Below are 17,757 nucleotides of genomic sequence, written 5' to 3'. Positions count from 1 at the left end.
GAACCACGGGAGTCGCGTTCTGTGGTCGCCGGGGTCCTAGGTGGGCGGTGGCATGCTGTGCCCGTGACCCGCGTCCCCCTCCGCCAGGCACTGTCCGACCTGCCGCCGTACGTCCCGGGGGCGCGCGTCCCCGTCGGTGCGGCCGCGTACAAGCTGTCGTCCAACGAGAACCCGTACCCGCCGCTGCCCTCGGTGATCCTGGCCATCTCCGACGCGGCCGAGGACGTCAACCGGTACCCGGACATGTACGCCACGGAGCTGACCGGGGCCATCGCGGCGTCGCTGCGGGTGGCCCCGGAGAACATCGTCGCGGGCTGCGGCTCGGTCGCGGTGCTGGGCCACGTGCTCACCGCGGTGTGCGAGCCGGGCGACGAGGTCGTGGTCCCGTGGCGCTCCTTCGAGGCGTACCCGATCGCCATCACGCTGGCCGGCGGCGTCGGGGTGCACGTGCCGGTGCGCGACGACGGCCGGCTGGACCTCGAGGCGATGGCGGCGGCGATCACCCCGCGCACCAAGGCGGTGCTGGTCTGCACGCCCAACAACCCGACCGGCCCCGCGGTGCACGCCGACGAGCTGGCCACGTTCCTGGCCGCCGTCCGCAAGGACGTGCTGGTGGTGCTGGACGAGGCCTACGTCGAGTTCGTCCGCGACGCCGACGCGCCCGACGGCCTGGCCGTGTTCGCCGACCACCCCAACGTGGTGCTGCTCCGCACGTTCTCCAAGGCGTTCGGGCTGGCCGGTCTGCGGGTGGGCTATGCGGTCGCGCGCCCGCGGCTGGCGGCGGGGATCCGGGCGGCGTCGACGCCGTTCGGGGTCTCGCACGTCGGCCAGCTGGCGGCGCTGGCGTCGCTGCGCGCGACGGCCGAGCTGATGACCAGGGTGGACGCGATCGTCGTCGAGCGCTCTCGCCTGCTCGCCGGTCTGCGGAAGCAGGGCTGGACCGTGCCGGACAGCCAGGCGAACTTCGTGTGGCTGCCGCTCGGCGACCAGTCCTCGGCGTTCGCGGAGCGGTCCGGCCGCGCCGGCGTGCTCGTCCGGCCGTTCCAGGGCGACGGCGTCCGGGTGAGCGTGGGGGAGCCCGAGGCCACCGACCTGCTGCTCGAGATCACCGCGGAGTGGCTCGCTCGCTGAGCGTGCCGGGTGAGGTGTAGACAGTCCACAAGGGCGTGCGCCGAGGCTTGTCGGGGTCCTTCGCGCGCTACCTACGGTGCCGTAGCCTACGCTGACGTAGGTTTCGAGACTGATCCCGGCGCGGCCCCCGCCGCAGCACCCGCGAAGGAGAACCGCGTGGTCCCGAACGGCCCGCTGACCGACGACGGCCTCGTGCAGCTGCTGACCCCCGCAGGTCACCGCACGGCTCACCCCGACTACGACCCCCGCGTCGCGCACCTCGACGCCGACGCCCTGCGCGGGCTGTACCGCGACATGGTGCTGGTGCGCCGGTTCGACAACGAGTCGACGTCCCTCCAGCGCCAGGGCGAGCTGGCCCTGTACGCCCAGTGCCTCGGCCAGGAGGCCGCGCAGGTCGGCTCCGGCCGCGCGCTCCTGCCGCAGGACCAGGTGTTCCCCAGCTACCGCGAGCACGGGGTCGCCTACACGCGCGGCGTCGACCTGGCGGAGGTGCTGCGGCTGTTCCGCGGCATCGACCACGGCGGCTGGGACCCGACGGCGTACGGGTTCCACCTGTACACGCTGGTCATCGGATCGCACACGCTGCACGCCACCGGCTACGCGATGGGCCTCCAGCGCGACGGGGCGGTCGGCACGGGCGACCCGGCGCGGGACTCGGCGGTCGTCACGTACTTCGGCGACGGGTCCACCTCGCAGGGCGACGTGAACGAGGCGCTCGTGTTCGCCGCGGTGAACAACGCCCCGGTCGTCTTCTTCTGCCAGAACAACCAGTGGGCCATCTCGGAGCCCACCAGCCGGCAGTCCCGCGTGCCGCTGGCCGACCGCGGCCCCGGCTTCGGCATCCCGAGCGTCCGGGTGGACGGCAACGACGTCCTCGCCACCTACGCGGTCACCGCCGAGGCGCTGGAGCGGGCGCGGTCCGGCGGCGGGCCGACGTTCATCGAGGCCTTCACGTACCGGATGGGCGCGCACACCACCTCCGACGACCCGAGCAAGTACCGGTCGGCCGCCGAGGAGGAGTACTGGCGTCAGCGCGACCCCATCGACCGGCTCCGGCTTCACCTGGAGGACCGCGGCGAGCTGCCGCAGGACTTCCTCGACGGGCTGGCCGCCGAGGGCGACGCGCTCGGCGAGCGCATCCGGACCGCGGTGCGGGGCATGGGCCGCCCGTCGGCCGCCTCGATGTTCGAGCACGTGTACGCGACGCCGCACGCGGTCGTCGAGTCCGAGCGCCAGTGGTTCGAGGCCTATGAAGCCTCGTTCCTGGATGCCGGTCAGAGCCGTGAGGGGAGTCACCGATGACCACGTTGACCTTCGCCAAGGCGATCAACCTCGGCCTGCGCAAGGCGCTCGAGCAGAGCCCCAAGGTGCTCCTCATGGGCGAGGACATCGGCGCGCTCGGCGGGGTGTTCCGGGTGACCGACGGACTCCAGAAGGACTTCGGGCAGGAGCGCGTCGTCGACACCCCGCTCGCCGAGTCGGGCATCGTCGGGACCGCGATCGGCCTGGCCCTGCGCGGGTACCGGCCCGTGTGCGAGATCCAGTTCGACGGGTTCATCTTCCCGGCGTTCGACCAGATCACGACGCAGCTGGCCAAGATGCACTACCGGTCGAAGGGCCGGCTGACCCTGCCCGTCGTCATCCGCGTGCCGTACGGCGGCGGCATCGGCGCGGTCGAGCACCACAGCGAGTCGCCCGAGGCGCTGTTCGCGCACACGGCCGGCCTGCGCGTGGTCAGCCCGTCCAGCCCGGCCGAGGCGTTCGCGATGATCCAGCAGGCGATCGCGTCGCCGGACCCCGTGCTGTTCTTCGAGCCCAAGGGCCGCTACTGGGAGAAGGGCGACGTCGACCTCGACGCCGCGGTGGACGCCCCGCACCCCGCGCTCGACACGGCCAAGGTGCTGCGCGAGGGCACGGACCTCACGCTCGTCGCCTACGGCCCGACCGTGCAGACCGCGCTGAAGGCCGCCGAGACCGCCGCCGCCGAGGGCACGAGCGTCGAGGTCGTCGACCTGCGCACCCTGTCCCCGCTGGACACCGCGACGGTCGCGGCGTCGGTCAGAAGGACCGGCCGCTGCGTCGTCGTGCACGAGGCCCCGGTGCTCTACGGCACCGGCGCCGAGGTGGCCGCGCGGATCACCGAGGAGTGCTTCTACCACCTGGAGGCCCCCGTGCTGCGGGTCGGCGGTTTCCACACGCCCTACCCGGTGGCCAAGATCGAGCACGACTACCTGCCCGGGCTCGACCGCGTCCTCGACGCGGTCGACCGCTCGCTGGCCTTCTGAGGAGACACCCCGTGCCGACGTACCAGCAGTTCCCGCTCCCTGACGCGGGCGAGGGTCTGACCGAGGCCGAGATCGTCGCGTGGCACGTGGCGGTCGGCGACACGGTCGAGGTCAACCAGACGATCGTCGAGATCGAGACCGCCAAGTCGCTGGTCGACCTGCCGAGCCCGTGGGCGGGCGTCGTCACCCGCCTGATGGTCGAGCCGGGGCAGACCGTGGACGTCGGGACGCCGATCATCGAGGTCGACACCGACCCGACGGGTGCGGCACCGGTCGAGGAGACGCCCGCGCCGGTGGCGGCCGCGCCGAAGGGTGGCGCGATCGAGCACGGGCACCGCGGTGGCGGCACTCGGCACCTGGGGGTCGAGCCGGGCGGGTCCGACGAGATCGAGGCGGCACGTCCGCCGCGCGCCCCCGAGAAGGAGCCCGAGCCCGCCCGCGAGGCCGTGCTCGTCGGCTACGGGTTGGCCGAGACCAGCACCACCCGGCGGGACCGGACCCCCGACGGGACGCCGGCGGCCGCCACCCCCTCGCAGCGCGAGGCCACCCGGCACGCGCTGGCCAAGCCGCCCGTCCGCAAGCTCGCGCGCGAGCTCGGGGTGGACCTGGACTCGGTCTCGCCGACCGGCCCGGGCGGCATCGTCACCCGCGAGGACGTGCTCGGCCGCGCGGCCCAGGCCGAGGCGCGGACGCTGGCCACCTACCCCGGCGACGACGCGCCCTGGCTGGCCAGCGGCACGGTCTCCTCCGACGGCCGCCAGACGCGCGTCCCGGTGAAGTCGGTGCGCAAGCGGACCGCCGAGGCCATGGTGACCAGCGCGTTCACCGCCCCGCACGTGACGGTCTTCCACACCATCGACGTCACCAAGACCATGAAGCTGGTCGAGCGCCTGCGCGCCGACCGGGAGTTCTCCGACGTCCGCGTGACCCCGTTGCTGATCGCCGCGAAGGCCCTCATGCTCGCGGTGCGCCGGCACCCGGACGTCAACGCCAGCTGGGACGACGCGTCGCAGGAGATCGTCTACAAGCACTACATCAACCTCGGCATCGCGGCATCGACCCCGCGCGGCCTGGTGGTCCCGAACATCAAAGACGCGCACCGCCTGGGGCTCAAGGAGCTGGCCACCGCGCTGGCCGAGCTCACCGCGACCGCCCGGTCGGGGAAGGCGACGCCCGCCGACATGTCCGACGGCACCATCACGATCACCAACGTCGGGGTGTTCGGCATCGACACGGGCACGCCGATCCTCAACCCGGGTGAGGCCGCGATCCTCGCGTTCGGCGCCATCCGCGAGCAGCCGTGGGTGCACAAGGGCAAGATCAAGATCCGTCACGTCACGCAGCTGGCCCTGAGCGTCGACCACCGGCTGGTGGACGGGGCGCTCGGGTCGCAGGTGCTGGCCGACGTCGCGCGTGTCCTGCACGACCCGTCCCACGGGCTCGTGTGGGGCTGAGCCGCGCCCGCCGTGTGACACTCGCGGGATGACCCGCACCCTCACCGCGCACGACGACCTCGAGCTCCACCGGGTCGGCTACGAGCGCGGTGACGTGCTGGTGCGCACCCCGCTGGGCCCGGTCGCGCACCGCTACCGGGTCGACACGACCAGCCCGCTCGTGGTCGACGGGCTGGTCCGGCTCGACGAGGTCGACGGCGACGGCGTGCGGTTCCTCGACACCAACCTCGTCCCCCTGACCGTGCGGGACCTGCGGCGGTTCCGGATCCTGGTGAAGGTGGCCGACGCCGTCCGGTCGGCTCCCGGACCGTCCGAGGCGGTGGAGAGCGTCACGGCGCCCGACCTGGTCGACCTGCGCGACGACGCCCTCGACAACGGGCTGGTCGAGGGGGTCGACTTCGCGCTCGGCGCACCGGCCGGTGCGGAGTGCATCACGTTCGCCGGCGACGCGGAGCGATTCGTCGTCGGCTACCGGGACGCCGGCGCCACCAGCACCCTGTTCTCGTCGCGGTCGTTCGCGCAGGCGCGGGCGGTGTTCCTCGACGAGGCGTGCTGGCTCGGCGCCGAGCGGGGCCGCGGCCCGTACGTGGGCCGCGACCAGGCCGTCGGCACCGAGGGCTGGACCTCCGCACAGGTGGTGGCCGCCTACGAGCGCAGGCTGCTCGACGGCGCGTAGCCCCGGACTGCACACCTGGGCGTCGAGCCGCGTTCTAGGGGGGTAAGCCCATCCGCACGCAGCTCCCGGAGGACTCCATGAACCCCAGCACCATCCGCACCCGACGCTTCGTGGCCGTCGGAGCCGTCGCCGTCGGCCTCTGCGTCGCCGGCACCGGCGTCGCGACGGCGGCCGCGCCCACGTCCGCCCTGTCGCGGTCGGTCACCGAGATCCTCCAGTCGGCCGGTGTCGACTGGTCGACGATGCCCGACGGGTACACGCCGGAGCAGTACGAGGCCTTCTGGGGCGCCGGGTACACGCCCGAGAACGTCGAGGAGCTCGGCGCGCTGTGGAACCTGGACACCACCGAGACCAAGGCGCGGGCCGGCCAGCTGCTCCTCGACGGGCAGCCCGTGCCGGTGGCGCCCGGTGGCGGCGAGTCGTCGCCCACGGTCGAGATCACCGGCGCCCAGCTCGATGCGCTGTTCGGCGCCGGGTACACCGGTGAGGACGTCGAGGCGCTCGCGGAGCTGTGGCACAGCGAGTTCGGCGAGACCAAGGCGCGTGCGGGGCAGATGATCCTGGACGGGCAGACTCCTCCCGTGGCCCCGAGCGGTACCCCCGCGACCTCCTGACCCCGACCCGTGCGAGGAGACGTTGTGGACGAGCTGACGCTGCGGACCGGGTTCGAGATCGAGCTGCTGGCGCCCGCCGGCTCCGACCGGCAGGTGCTGGCCGACGAGCTCGCCGCGCGCTGCGGTGGCCGGGTGCGGCGGTCCTTCCACACCGACTCCGAGCCGTCGGTCGTTCCCGGTGTGGGCGTCTTCCGGCACCTGTCGCCGGCGTTCGACGTGGTCGACGCCGACGGTCGTCCCGTGGCGCGGCTCGTCGACGACATCACCCTCGAGGCCGACCTGGTCCCGGTGCCCGGACGTTCCGGGCACCGGGGCTGGTACCGGGTCCTGTGCGACGACGCCCGGCTGCTGCGCCTGATCGAGCGGCACGCCGACCCGGACGCGCCCCTGCGCACGGTGCTGGACCCGGTGGCCGAGCTGTTCGGGGTGCGGGCCGAGGTCGTCGGCTCGGCTGTGCGCGTCGACGACTCCCGCGGTGCCACCGTCGCCGTGGCGATGCCGCTGCCCGCGGGCCGCGAGCGACCGTGCGAGATCATCACGCCGCCGCTGTCCGCCGACCACGCCGTCGCGCTGGAGCGGCTGCTCGCTCCGGCAAGGGAGCTCGGCTTCACGGTCCCGCAGGAGGCCGCGGTGCACCTGCACGTGGACGGGGCACCGTTCCGCCGGCCGGAGGCGTTCGCCAACCTCGTCCGGCTGTTCGGCCACTGGCGCGAGGAGCTCTGGGCCGCCCTGGGCACCAACCCCGCCTGCCGACGGCTCGCGCCGCTGCCCGACGCGCTGCTGGACCTCGTCGAGCAGCCCGGCTTCACCGTCGCGGCGGCGCGGTCCACCGGGTTGACCAAGTACGCCGACGTGAACCTCACCCAGCTCGTCACCGACCGCCCGCTGCGCGACACGGTGGAGGTGCGCATCCTGCCCGGCGACCTGGACGGATCCTCGATCGTCCGGCGCGCGGCCCTCGTGGAGGCCCTGCTGGCCCGATGCCTCGACCCGCAGCCGCTGACGCTGGACGACCCGGTGGGGGCGTACCTGTGAGCGTCGACAGCGCGGCGATCCCGGTGGTGGAGCCGGCACTGGACGACCTCGTGCGCGTCCACCTGGCCGGGCTGCTGCGGTACGCGACCGTCCTGACCGGCGACGGGCACACCGCCGCGGACCTCGTGCAGGAGGTGCTCCTGCGCGCCCACGTGCGCTGGACCCGGATCGCCCTGCTGGAGCGCCCCGACCTCTACCTGCGGCGGATGGTCACCAACGAGCACCTGTCCTGGCGTCGGCGCTGGCACGTGCGGACCATCAGGCCGGCCACGGACGAGGTTCTCGCCGCCCACGCCGACTCGCACGGCGACCACGCCGACGACGTCGTCCACCAGGACGCGATGTGGCGGCGGCTCGAGGCGTTGCCGCCCCGGCAGCGCGCGGTGCTGGTGCTGCGGTACTACGAGGGCCTCAGCGACGTGGAGATCTCCCAGGTCCTGGGCACCTCGCCGGCCACGGTCCGCTCCCACGCCTCACGGGCGCTGGCGACCCTGCGTGACACCGACACCTCGACACGAACGGAGAAGCGATGAGCGAGCACCCGCACGACGACGAGCTGATCACCCGGATCACCCGGGCGCTGCGCTCGCGCGAACACCTCCAGCCCGACCCGGAGGTGGTGGCAGGGCGCCTGCGGGCCGAGCTGGCGCACCCGCCGGAGGCCACGGTGACCACGCTGCGGCGCCGCGGCGGCAAGCTGGTGGCGGCAGGCGTCGTCACGTCCGCGCTGGCCGTCGCCGGGGCGGGTGCAGCCGCAGCGGCCAACCCGTACTCGGACGCCGCACGCCGGTTCGAGGACGTCGTGCAGTCGGTGGGGATCGACTGGTCGGCGATGCCGGCGGGCTACACCCGAGAGCAGTACGAGGCCTTCTGGGCTGCCGGGTACACGCCCGAGGACGTCACCGCGCTCGAGGAGCTGTGGCACACCGACACCACCGAGACGAAGGCGCGCGCCGGCCAGCTGCTCCTGGACGGCGGCACGCCCCCCGTGGCACCGGGCCGGGTCGAGCTCGGCCCGGTGCAGCACGAGGTGGATGCCTTCTGGTCGGCCGGCTACACCGTCGAGGACGTCGAGACGCTCAGCGCACTGTGGCACACCGACCCGTTCGAGACGAAGGCGCGCGCGGGCCGGCTCATCCTCGACGGAGAGCAGCTCCCGCTGGACTGACCGCACTCCGACGTTCCACGACGAGCGCCGCGACGCCGAGCACGATCGCGCCGACCTCCGAGATGGCCGACAGCCACACCGGGACGCCGACCCACTGCTCGTGCACCCCGAAGAACCCGCTGGACGTCGTCGAGATGAGGAACGCCGTCAGGGTCGCGACGCCGAACCCCACCGCACCGAGCAGCGGGAGCCAGTGCCGCCAGACGATCACCAGGACGGCGATCACCAGGCCGCCGACCCCGTTGAGCAGGAACGCCGGACCGACGACGTCGACGGACTTCATGCCGTCCTGCCACAGGTAGAGGTGGACGACGGCCGACACCGCGACGCAGATCGCGACGAGCACTCGCAGGACCATGGCTCAGGCCTTCCCCGCGAGGACGGCACCGTCGCTCACGTGCACGTCGAACGCCGGCAGGGGCTTGTCCGCCGGCCCGGAGACGTTGGCTCCCGTCAGGTCGAAGACCGACCCGTGGCAGGGGCACGCCAGCTCCTCGCCGTCGACGGCGACCGTGCACCCCTGGTGCGTGCAGACGGCCGACAGCCCGACGACCGTGCCGGCCTCTGGCTGCACCAGGAAGATCGGCTTCCCGTCGGCGTCGGTCGCGGAGATCGCCCCGCCCACCGGGATGTCGGAGACCTGCGCCAGGGCGCCCCCGGCCGCCGCGGACGACCCACCCGACGACCCACCGGACGAGCCTGCCGACGGGGTGTCCGTCCCGCCGCCGCAGGCGGCCAGGACGCCCGCCGCGGCGACACCCATGGTCACGAGGCCTGCCCGGACGAGCACCTCCCGACGTTCCAGACAACCGTCACACGTGTGCGTGTCGAGCGTTGCTGCGGGAAGTTCCTTCGTCGACCGGGACATCTCCACCTCCGTGTCGGGACGTGCTCGGGACCATCACCCAGTGTCACGGTGCCGGGGCCGTCCAGGTTCACCGATCAGGAGACCAGTTCACTCGGTCCGGTGGGAACCCTCCGCGTGCACGCGCTCGACGGCGGCCTCGTCCGCGACGATCCCCGCGACCCCACCGACCGCGGTCGCGGCCGCAGCGGCCTGGGCGGGCGGCTCGACCGTGGCCTCGGCCGCGGCGGCCTCGTCGAACCGGCCCTGGATGCCGGACACGTTGCGCAGCGGCAGCTCGGGGAGCAGGACCGTGAGGATCACGCCGAACGCCATGATGATCGCGGCCAGCAGCAGGACGGTGTCCACCGACTGTGCGAAGCCGTCGAGGAACGGCTGCGCCAGGCGCGGGTCGAGGTTGTTGATGAACGACGAGTCGTCCAGCGACGGGACCGTGCCCGAGCCGCCCTGGAGCATCTCCAGCACGGGGGCGTTCGCCGGGTCCGCCTGCACCGCGGGGTCGGCGACGGCCGCCTGGAACTCGGGGGTCGCCGAGGCGGTGCGGAACGCCGACGCGATGTTGCCGCCCACGGTCGAGAAGAGCACCGACAGGAACACGGCGGTGCCCAGCGTGCCGCCCATCTGCCGGAAGAACAGGGACGACGACGTGGCGACGCCCATGTCCCGCACCGGGACCGCGTTCTGCACGGCCAGCACCAGCGGCTGCATCGTGAAGCCGAGCCCGAGCCCGAAGATGATCGACACCGCGAACACGAACGGCAGGCCGGTGCCGGCCTCGAGCCTCGAGAACAGCAGCGCGCCGACACCCATGAGGATGGTGCCGGCCACCGGGAAGAGCTTGTAGCGGCCGGTCCGCGACGTGGTCTGACCGGCGACGATCGAGCCGGTCATGATGCCGAGCGTGAACGGGATGAGCGTCAGGCCGGCCTCGGTGGGCGTCTGGCCCTTCACGATCTGGAGGTAGAGCGGGAGCGTCGCCAGGCCGCCGAACATGCCCAGGCCGATGACCGTGTTGGCGCCCGCGCCGACCGAGAAGGTGCGGTTGCGGAACAGGTAGAGCGGGAGGATCGCGTCCGCCTTGGCGTACCGCTCGGCGAGGATGAACGCGACCACCCCGAACACGCCGATCACGTAGCAGGCGATCGACCGGGTGGAGTCCCAGCCCCAGATGCGTCCCTGCTCGGCCACGACCAGCAGCGGGACGAGCGCCACCACCAGGGCCAGCGCGCCCGGGTAGTCGATGCGGTGGTCGACGCGCTTCAGCGGCGGCAGGTGCAGCACCCGCGAGATGACGAGGATCGCGACGATCCCGATGGGCACGTTGATCAGGAAGACCCAGCGCCACCCCTCCACCCCGAGGATCGTCTCGGCGCCCGCGAAGAACCCACCGACCACCGGCCCGAGCACCGACGACGTGCCGAACACCGCAAGGAAGTACGCCTGGTAGCGCGCGCGCTCCCGGGGGGCGACGAGGTCACCGAGGATCGTGATGGCCAGCGCCATGAGCCCGCCGGCGCCGAGACCCTGCACGCCGCGGTAGACGGCCAGCTGGTACATCGAGTCGGCCGTGCCCGACAGCAGCGAGCCGACGACGAAGATCGAGATGGAGATCATGTACAGCGGCTTGCGGCCGTAGATGTCGGAGAGCTTGCCGTACAGCGGGGTCGAGATCGTGGCGGTCAGCAGGTACGCGGTGGTGACCCACGCCTGGAGCGACAGTCCGTGCAGGTCGTCGCCGATCGTCCGGATGGACGTGGCGACGATGGTCTGGTCGAGCGCGGCCAGGAACATGCCGAGCATCAGCCCGCCGAGGATCGTGAGGATCTCGCGGTGCGTCGGCGGCGTGAAGGTGGCCGGGGCGGCGTCGGTCGGGGCGGTGCTCTGCTGCGACATCGGACCTTCTCGCGGATTGATTGCGCAGGACAACCATCCTGCGACGTGTCGCAACAACCGGCCACCCGAGATGTGTTCCCGGTCGCCCGTAATCGCTTCGCAGCTGCGGACGCGCGGTGCGCCGGCCGCTACCGTGTCCGGATGCCTGCGCCCGCGACCGGACCGTTGCGCCTCGTGCGCGCCGGGGTGGTCGCCGCCGTCACCGTCGCGCTGGCGTCGCTGGCGCACGTGCTGGCGGGCGGGGCGCTGCCGCCGACCGTCGTGCTGGTCGCCCTGACCGCCGTCACGCTCGCGGCCGCCGTCGTGCTCACCGCGCGACGCGTCGGCACGGTCGGTGCGCTCGCGCTCCTCGGTGTGGGCCAGCTCGCCATCCACTCGTCGTTCAGCCTGTTCACCACGATGGCCTGCGTGCCGGGTCCGGACGGCCAGGCGGCGCTGTTCGGGCACGTGCACCACGCGGGCATGGCGATGGAGCCGCTGGCGGCGTGCTCGGCTGTCGAGCGGACGCTCGCGCCGCCGCTGCTCGGCGCCTCGGCCGTGCTCGTCCTGCACGTCGCAGCGGCCGTCGTGGCTGCGCTGGTCCTCGCCGGCGCCGACCGGGCGCTGTGGGGGATCGCCGCGTGGCTGGCGCCCCTGGTCGGCTCGGAGGCGACCGTCGTCGTCGTCCCGCGGGCGACGTTGCCGACGCCCGTCGACGTGCCCTGGTCCGGGTACGCCTGGTGGCGCGACGCCGTGCCCCTGCGCGGTCCCCCCGCCTGGCAGTCGCCCGTGGTCCCTCCGCGCTGATCGGTCGTCGGGGGGGCCGCCCGCCCGCGCACGCCCTCACCCCTCGTCCCAAGGATCCGTCATGCCCTCGCTCCGCCCTGTCCGCACCGCCACCCTTGCCGGGATCCTCGGCCTCGCCCTCGCCCTCTCGGCGGTGGTGCTCGGCGCCTCCGCCGCGCAGGCGCACACCGTGCTCCAGAGCACCGACCCGGCCGTCGGCTCGACCGTCCCCGTGGTGCCGGAGATCATCACGCTGACCTTCAGCGAGCCCGTGCTGGCCCTCGGGACGACGATCATGGTGCACACCCCCGACGAGACGATGGTGAACATCGGGCCGCCGGTGCTCGTCGACAACACCGTCTCCCAGGCGGTCACCGGCGAGCTCCCGGCCGGCGAGTACACGGTCCTGTACCGGGTCACGGCCGCGGACGGGCACCCCGTCGAGGACCAGTTCCGGTTCACCGCCGCGGGCGCCACGTCGTACGGGGTGGCGACGCCCGCACCGACGATGACGGCGTCGCCGACGTCGACGCCGACACCGTCGCCCAGCACCTCGGCCGAGGTGACGCCGACACCGTCGGCCTCGCCCACCTCCCCGCCAGCCACCGAGCTGGCGGGTCGCGTCACTGGACCGGTGCTCGTCGGCGTCGTCGCCGCGCTCGTCGCGGCCGGCGGCGTGGTCGCGTTGCTGCTGGTGCGCAGGCGGCCCGCACCCCCGGCGACCGGGGGGTCGGAGGGCTCGACGCCGTGACCGACGGCATGTTCGACGGGCGCGCAGCGCGACCTACGCTGGTGAGATGACTGCGCCGGTGACGAGCGCCGGCCGCGCGGGCGCCGGCAGGCCGGGGGTCGACGAGCGTCGGCCGCCGAGCCCGTGGCGCGTCCTCGCCCTCGTGGTCGCGGCCGTCGCGGCCGCGCTGCTGGGCGTCGCGTTCTCCGGCGCGGCCCTCCCCGCGCTGCTGCGCGACCCGGGCGCGGCGGTCCGCTGGGGCCTGCCCGCCACCGAGGCGCTCACCGAGCTCGCCGGGTCGGTGACGCTCGGCGCCCTCGTGCTCGCCGTGTGCGTGCTGCCCCGCCGCGCGGCCGTGGCATCGACCCGCACCGCCCGGGCCGGCGTCGGCACCGCGGACGGGCGGGCGTACCCGCGCAGCACGGTCCTGGCCGGGTTCGCCGCCGGCGTGTGGACGCTCCTGTCGATCGCGCACCTCGTCCTCACGTACGCCAGCGTCGCCGGCCGGAGCCTGGACTCCGCCACGTTCGGCGCCGAGCTGGGCGTGTTCGTCACGCAGATCGACCTCGGGCGCACGCTCCTGCTCATCACGACGGTCGCCGCCGTGGTCACCGCCCTCGCGCTCGTCGTCGCGACCCCCACCGGCGCGGCCTGGACCGCGGCGATCGTGCTGGTCGCGCTCTGGCAGCAGGCGCAGCTCGGGCACGCCGCGGGGGCCTCGGGGCACGACATCGCGACGTCGTCGATGGTGGTGCACCTGGTGGGCGCGGCCCTGTGGATCGGGGCGCTCGCGGCGCTGGCCCTGCTGGTCCGGCGGGTCGGCACCGACCTGCCCGCGTCGGTCGCGCGGTACTCGGCCATCGCCGGCTGGTGCTTCGCCGCCGTGGCGGTGTCGGGGCTGGTCAACGGCCTGTTGCGCACCAGCGGGTGGTCCGACCTGACCAGCTCGTACGGCCTGCTCCTGCTGACCAAGGTGGCCCTGTTCGGCGTGCTCGGGCTGCTCGGTCTCGCGCACCGGCGGTCCGTCCTGCCCCGGCTCGCGGCGCGCACCAGCGACTGGCTGTTCTGGCGCCTCGTGCTCGTCGAGCTCACCGTCATGGGGGCCGTGTCCGGGGTGGCCGTCGCGCTGGGGGCGACCGCGCCGCCGGTGTCCGAGGAGCCGCCGCTCGACCAGTCCCCGGCCTACCAGCTCACCGGGCACCCGCTGCCGCCGGAGCCATCCGCTCTGCGCTGGCTCACCGAGTGGCGCTGGGACCTGGTCTTCGCGTCCGCGGCCGTCGCCGGACTGGTCGTCTACTGGCGCTGGGTGCTCCGGCTGCGGCGCCGCGGCGACACCTGGTCGTGGCTGCGCGCCGCGTCGTGGACGGTCGGCATGGTCCTGTTCTTCTGGGCCACCAACGGCGGACCTGCGCTCTACGGGCACGTCCTGTTCAGCGCGCACATGGTCCAGCACATGGTGCTCGCGATGGTCGTCCCCCTGTTCCTCGCCCTCTCCGCGCCCATCACGCTTGCCCTGCGCGCCCTGCCCGTGCGGTCCACCCAGCTGCGCGAGGACGCCTCTCGCGGTCCGCGCGAGTGGATCCTCACGATCGTCGACAGCCACGTCGGGCACTTCCTCGCGCACCCCGTGGTCGCCGCCGTGAACTTCATCGGGTCGATGCTGCTCTTCTACTACTCCGGCCTGTTCGAGTGGTCGCTGCGCAGCCCCGTCGGGCACCTGGCGATGGTCGTGCACTTCACCGCGGCCGGGTACCTGTTCGTCAACGCGCTCGTCGGTATCGACCCCGGCCCGCGCCGGCTGGCCTACCCGCAGCGACTCCTGCTCCTGTTCGCGACGATGGTGTTCCACGCCTTCTTCGGAGTCACCCTCGTCACCGGGGACGTGCTGCTGGTCGCCGACTGGTTCGGCCTCATGGGCCGCCCCTGGGGCGCGTCCGCGATCGCCGACCAGCAGGCCGGAGGAGCGATCACCTGGGGCATCGGGGAGCTCCCGACCCTGGCCCTCGCGATCGGGGTCGCGATCGCCTGGTCGCGGGACGACGACCGCACCGCCCGCCGCCGCGACCGCCAGGTGGACCGCGACGGCGACGTGGAGATGGACGAGTACAACGCGATGCTCGCGCAGCTGGCCGACCGCGACGCGCACCCGGAACTGCCGCCGAGGACCTGACGCCGTCGGTCCTGCGCGGCGTCCGCTCGGCGTTGTGTTCGGCGCGTGCTCGGTCAGCCGCAGCCGGCTTGGTCGGGGTTCTGGTTGCAGTCCTCGGCGACCAGGTGCGACCTTCTCTCGACGATCTCGAAGGGCGCCGTGGTGCTCGTCGTCTCGGCCGTTCCGACGACGTCGCGCCACTCGTCATCGCCGTCGACGCGGTAGCGCCCGGACCACGTGGTGGTGAGCACGATCGCGGTGGTGTCCGGCTCGTTGTAGACGTGGAAGACGTCGAATCCGGGGTAGGGGTGTCCAGGGCTGTCGGTGGTCAGGTCCCTGGTGTCGTCGCCGAAGTCCCACGCGTACTGGGTCGGGGTGGCGATCACGTCGATGCCGTAGCCGAACAGGTCCGTGCGGAACGTCTGCTCGGCCGGGTCGGTCAGGACGATGGTCTCCTTGTTGACCAGCACCCAGCCGCGGTCGGGCTGCATCTGGATGACCTGCGGGGTGATCGGCAGCCGGCGGAAGTCCTCCGCGGTGAGGGTGGGCACGGCATCCTCTGGACACGACCACCCTGTGGCGAACGTCCATGGCCCCCACGGTGCCGCCTCAGTAACCCGATCCCGTCGCCATAGGGGCAGGATCGGGTCGCCAGTTTCGCAGTCTGGGGCGGGCGCAGCGCCGTCTGCTGGGGCACAGATGCCGTTGACGTTCGATGTGAGCACCGAGGAAGACACGTTGCACAACTCGGCGTGGGTGTACTCGCGGAGAACGGGTCGCGTGAGTGCGGGCGGAGCGCCCCTGACGCGCTCGTCCCGACGGAACAGATCTCCGATGACGTCCAGGGCCGATTCGGTGGCGTGAGAGCCGAAGGTAGGAGTGTCGGACGTGGGCTCGACCGCTGCCATCCCCTGCGGTGCCGGCAGTACGGACGTCAGCGCGACGCATATCGCGAGGCTCGCCAAGCTCCGTCGCACCGGCGTCATGGATTCACGGGGATCGGTTCGACCGCCCTGATTGACCACCCGACACCGTCGTGGAGAAGGACGACACTCGTCCGATACGACTGTGCGACGCTCCAGGCGTCGACTTCGGCACCATTGCTGTCGACGACGCGTGCTGGCGCCTCATCCATGGTGAGATCGACACTGTAGGAACTCGCTTCGCCGATCTCGGCCCCAACGGCATAACCGACGGAGACGGTCCCGCCCTCACGCGTATGACCCTGCGCCGCAAGCGCGTCTGCGTCGCCGATCACGTCGTGGCAGAACACGCAATCGGGCGCGGAGAGTAGCTCCCACTGGATCATGTCCCCGGTGGCGAAGAGGTACGGGTAGAGCTCGACAAAATAGGTGGCCACGTCGACTGCGCCGCTGACGCTTGGCGGTTCGTTCAGTGCAAGCGGTGGTTCAGGGGCGAGCGCTACCCCTTCATGGCTGGGTTCTGCGGTTGGGGCATCAGCCTGTGCACGCGGCGTGGACGTCTCCGTAGCGCTCGGCACGCCGCCGGTACAGCCGGCCAAGAGCAGCACGGCAGTCACAGGAACAGCGATCAGGGCACGTGCGCGTCGACCGCTCCACCAGGACATGCGGGCGAACGTACCGAAACCGGACACTCCCCGTCACGGCCGCCCACGCACCTGTGGACAACCCCATGACGAGAACGTCCCCGGCAAGATGGCTCCGCGACCGGATCACAGCAGTCCGTCACCAGTCCCGCGAGCCGCCCACAGGCAGACTCAGCCGCCCTTTTTCCACCAGAGTCGATGGTCCACGGGCCACTGCGTCGAGATCGGATGCGATGTCGCGGTGCGCAGACCACAGCCGCTTCCGCCGTCTCTCCGGGCTCTCGCATTCCGTCAGGAAGGGCTGCTCTGCTCGACCCAGTGCGACGAGGCAGGCGTGCGATCTGCCCGACGTGCCTGGCTGGTCCGCGCTGGGGAGTGGCTGCGAGTCACACGAGGCGTGTTCGACACAACTCCCGGGCGGGACCGGCGGCGTGACGCTAACCATCGCAGGCGCCGGTCAGCGTGGATCGGGTTGCTCGCTTATGGGCCTGATGCGATCGCGGTGGGGCCGTGCGCGCTCGTGCTGCTCGGGGTGAACGGGTTGCCGCTGGACATCCTGCCGGAGGTGGCGATAAGAGGGCGCCGGTCGCACCGGCCGCGAGATGGCGTCCGCGTCCGTCAGTTCGACTGCGCGACCTCCTCGCGGTACGGCTCGCACTCGATTGTGGATCTGGTCTCCGCGCTCGTGCAGGCGCTTCCCGAGCTGCCGCGCCCGCACGCGATCGCGGTGCTCGACGACGTGCTCCATCGCGGTTTGCTCTCGAAGGAGGATCTCGCTGGAGTCCGCCTGCGCCTACGCGGACGGCGCGGGTCTGCGATGGCCGCCAGCTGGTGGCAGCTCGTCGACGGGCGAGCGGAGTCTCCGCTGGAGACGTTCGCGCGTCTGCGCTGCGTGGACGCCGGCGTTCCGCCGGACGAGCTCCAGGTGGAGATCCGCTCGCAGGACGGTCGGCTGCTCGGGCGCGGCGACCTCGGCTGGCGCCTGCGCAACGGACGGTGGTTGATCGCTGAGATCGATGGCCGCGAGTTCCACGAGGCGCCGGAGGCGTTGCTCCGCGACCGTGTTCGCCAGAATGCCCTGATCACCTCTGGCCGGGTCGAGGTGCTCCGTTTCACGTCCGACGACGCACGATCCCGGACCGTGATCCCCATGACCGTCAGGGCAGCCCTGACCCGCGACAGCGCAGCCCAAGGGCCGTCGACCATGTCGTTGAACGGCTGATCCGGCCCATTTGTGAACGTAACAACATGCTCGTCGCCGGAACGCGTCGATGAGGACGACGCGGGCCGGGTCGACCACGCCGGGCCGACCCGGGCGACCATGTTGATGAGCACCTGATCGGGCCGCACAGCGAACTTGACGACATGGTCGACGCCTCACGGGCAGCCCGCGGCCGACCCGGCCGGGCGACTCGGCGGACGGCG

General features: G+C 72.6%; 18 protein-coding genes. 13 read left to right on the top strand and 5 right to left on the bottom strand.

Features of this window, described 5'->3' with window-relative positions:
- Positions 1–63 precede the first annotated feature (63 nt).
- The 9 genes from hisC to ACO06A_RS07680 all read left to right on the top strand — a co-directional run bounded on the left by hisC (position 64) and on the right by ACO06A_RS07680 (position 8,363).
- A complete protein-coding gene (gene hisC / locus ACO06A_RS07720; protein WP_421735431.1) occupies positions 64–1,131 on the top strand; it encodes a histidinol-phosphate transaminase in 1,068 nt (355 codons plus the stop codon).
- A 156-nt stretch (positions 1,132–1,287) separates the two neighbouring features.
- The gene (pdhA, locus tag ACO06A_RS07715) at positions 1,288–2,433 is read left to right on the top strand and encodes a pyruvate dehydrogenase (acetyl-transferring) E1 component subunit alpha (RefSeq protein WP_421735430.1); all 1,146 of its coding nucleotides are present in this window, start codon (positions 1,288–1,290) and stop codon (positions 2,431–2,433) included.
- Positions 2,430–3,416 (top strand): alpha-ketoacid dehydrogenase subunit beta, encoded by a 987-nt coding sequence (locus tag ACO06A_RS07710; RefSeq protein WP_421735429.1) that lies wholly within the window; start codon positions 2,430–2,432, stop codon positions 3,414–3,416. The genes pdhA and ACO06A_RS07710 overlap by 4 nt, the downstream gene beginning before the upstream one ends.
- An 11-nt stretch (positions 3,417–3,427) precedes the next feature.
- Positions 3,428–4,870 (top strand): dihydrolipoamide acetyltransferase family protein, encoded by a 1,443-nt coding sequence (locus tag ACO06A_RS07705; RefSeq protein WP_421735428.1) that lies wholly within the window; start codon positions 3,428–3,430, stop codon positions 4,868–4,870.
- Between the two features lie 28 nt (positions 4,871–4,898).
- Positions 4,899–5,546: a hypothetical protein gene (locus ACO06A_RS07700; RefSeq protein WP_421735427.1), complete on the top strand. Its 648-nt coding sequence runs from the start codon at positions 4,899–4,901 to the stop codon at positions 5,544–5,546.
- 77 nt (positions 5,547–5,623) lie between these two features.
- On the top strand, positions 5,624–6,160 hold the full coding sequence (locus tag ACO06A_RS07695) for a hypothetical protein (protein ID WP_421735426.1): 537 nt from the start codon (positions 5,624–5,626) through the stop codon (positions 6,158–6,160).
- A gap of 24 nt (positions 6,161–6,184) precedes the next feature.
- Complete coding sequence (locus ACO06A_RS07690; protein ID WP_421735425.1) at positions 6,185–7,195, top strand: amidoligase family protein; 1,011 nt, start codon at positions 6,185–6,187, stop codon at positions 7,193–7,195.
- The gene (locus ACO06A_RS07685; RefSeq protein ID WP_421735424.1) at positions 7,192–7,728 is read left to right on the top strand and encodes an RNA polymerase sigma factor; all 537 of its coding nucleotides are present in this window, start codon (positions 7,192–7,194) and stop codon (positions 7,726–7,728) included. The genes ACO06A_RS07690 and ACO06A_RS07685 overlap by 4 nt, the downstream gene beginning before the upstream one ends.
- Positions 7,725–8,363, top strand: a complete 639-nt coding sequence (locus ACO06A_RS07680) for a hypothetical protein (protein WP_421735423.1) — start codon at positions 7,725–7,727, stop codon at positions 8,361–8,363. Before ACO06A_RS07685 ends, ACO06A_RS07680 begins: the two co-directional genes overlap by 4 nt.
- Here ACO06A_RS07680 and ACO06A_RS07675 read toward each other — a convergent pair.
- The 3 genes from ACO06A_RS07675 to ACO06A_RS07665 form a co-directional block, all read right to left on the bottom strand.
- The gene (locus ACO06A_RS07675) at positions 8,329–8,721 is read right to left on the bottom strand and encodes a hypothetical protein (RefSeq protein WP_421735422.1); all 393 of its coding nucleotides are present in this window, start codon (positions 8,719–8,721) and stop codon (positions 8,329–8,331) included. The genes ACO06A_RS07680 and ACO06A_RS07675 overlap by 35 nt on opposite strands.
- A gap of 3 nt (positions 8,722–8,724) precedes the next feature.
- Positions 8,725–9,126: a ubiquinol-cytochrome c reductase iron-sulfur subunit gene (locus tag ACO06A_RS07670; protein WP_421736039.1), complete on the bottom strand. Its 402-nt coding sequence runs from the start codon at positions 9,124–9,126 to the stop codon at positions 8,725–8,727.
- Positions 9,127–9,318: 192 nt separating this feature from the next.
- On the bottom strand, positions 9,319–11,121 hold the full coding sequence (locus tag ACO06A_RS07665; RefSeq protein ID WP_421735421.1) for an MDR family MFS transporter: 1,803 nt from the start codon (positions 11,119–11,121) through the stop codon (positions 9,319–9,321).
- Between the two features lie 141 nt (positions 11,122–11,262).
- Here ACO06A_RS07665 and ACO06A_RS07660 point away from each other — a divergent pair, with 141 nt between their 5' ends.
- The 3 genes from ACO06A_RS07660 to ACO06A_RS07650 all read left to right on the top strand — a co-directional run bounded on the left by ACO06A_RS07660 (position 11,263) and on the right by ACO06A_RS07650 (position 14,786).
- Positions 11,263–11,907, top strand: a complete 645-nt coding sequence (locus ACO06A_RS07660; RefSeq protein WP_421735420.1) for a hypothetical protein — start codon at positions 11,263–11,265, stop codon at positions 11,905–11,907.
- Between the two features lie 61 nt (positions 11,908–11,968).
- Positions 11,969–12,637, top strand: coding sequence for a copper resistance CopC family protein (locus ACO06A_RS07655; protein WP_421735419.1), 669 nt, complete (start codon positions 11,969–11,971; stop codon positions 12,635–12,637).
- Positions 12,638–12,683: 46 nt separating this feature from the next.
- A complete protein-coding gene (locus ACO06A_RS07650) occupies positions 12,684–14,786 on the top strand; it encodes a cytochrome c oxidase assembly protein (RefSeq protein ID WP_421735418.1) in 2,103 nt (700 codons plus the stop codon).
- Positions 14,787–14,839: 53 nt separating this feature from the next.
- On the opposite strand, the gene ACO06A_RS07645 is transcribed toward ACO06A_RS07650, so the two are convergent.
- Together ACO06A_RS07645 and ACO06A_RS07640 are read right to left on the bottom strand one after the other, a co-directional pair.
- A complete protein-coding gene (locus tag ACO06A_RS07645; RefSeq protein ID WP_421735417.1) occupies positions 14,840–15,316 on the bottom strand; it encodes a hypothetical protein in 477 nt (158 codons plus the stop codon).
- Positions 15,317–15,747: 431 nt separating this feature from the next.
- Positions 15,748–16,353 (bottom strand): DUF6318 family protein, encoded by a 606-nt coding sequence (locus ACO06A_RS07640; RefSeq protein ID WP_421735416.1) that lies wholly within the window; start codon positions 16,351–16,353, stop codon positions 15,748–15,750.
- A 499-nt stretch (positions 16,354–16,852) separates the two neighbouring features.
- Here ACO06A_RS07640 and ACO06A_RS07635 point away from each other — a divergent pair, with 499 nt between their 5' ends.
- Positions 16,853–17,554 carry a hypothetical protein gene (locus ACO06A_RS07635; protein ID WP_421735415.1) on the top strand — a complete coding sequence of 234 codons (702 nt, stop codon included), beginning with the start codon at positions 16,853–16,855 and terminating at the stop codon, positions 17,552–17,554.
- Positions 17,555–17,757 lie beyond the last annotated feature (203 nt).

This window comes from Cellulomonas sp. (assembly GCF_965229465.1).
GTDB lineage: Bacteria > Actinomycetota > Actinomycetes > Actinomycetales > Cellulomonadaceae > Cellulomonas.
This window is presented reverse-complemented; position numbering and strand designations above follow the sequence as displayed.

Coding starts and splice junctions, on each gene's coding strand:
- ACO06A_RS07710 (WP_421735429.1), top strand. CDS start 2,430: ATGACCACGTTGACCTTCGCCAAGGCGATCAACCTCGGCCTGCGCAAG.
- ACO06A_RS07700 (WP_421735427.1), top strand. CDS start 4,899: ATGACCCGCACCCTCACCGCGCACGACGACCTCGAGCTCCACCGGGTC.
- ACO06A_RS07695 (WP_421735426.1), top strand. CDS start 5,624: ATGAACCCCAGCACCATCCGCACCCGACGCTTCGTGGCCGTCGGAGCC.
- ACO06A_RS07680 (WP_421735423.1), top strand. CDS start 7,725: ATGAGCGAGCACCCGCACGACGACGAGCTGATCACCCGGATCACCCGG.
- ACO06A_RS07675 (WP_421735422.1), bottom strand. CDS start 8,721: ATGGTCCTGCGAGTGCTCGTCGCGATCTGCGTCGCGGTGTCGGCCGTC.
- ACO06A_RS07670 (WP_421736039.1), bottom strand. CDS start 9,126: ATGGGTGTCGCCGCGGCGGGCGTCCTGGCCGCCTGCGGCGGCGGGACG.
- ACO06A_RS07665 (WP_421735421.1), bottom strand. CDS start 11,121: ATGTCGCAGCAGAGCACCGCCCCGACCGACGCCGCCCCGGCCACCTTC.
- ACO06A_RS07660 (WP_421735420.1), top strand. CDS start 11,263: ATGCCTGCGCCCGCGACCGGACCGTTGCGCCTCGTGCGCGCCGGGGTG.
- ACO06A_RS07655 (WP_421735419.1), top strand. CDS start 11,969: ATGCCCTCGCTCCGCCCTGTCCGCACCGCCACCCTTGCCGGGATCCTC.
- ACO06A_RS07650 (WP_421735418.1), top strand. CDS start 12,684: ATGACTGCGCCGGTGACGAGCGCCGGCCGCGCGGGCGCCGGCAGGCCG.
- ACO06A_RS07640 (WP_421735416.1), bottom strand. CDS start 16,353: ATGTCCTGGTGGAGCGGTCGACGCGCACGTGCCCTGATCGCTGTTCCT.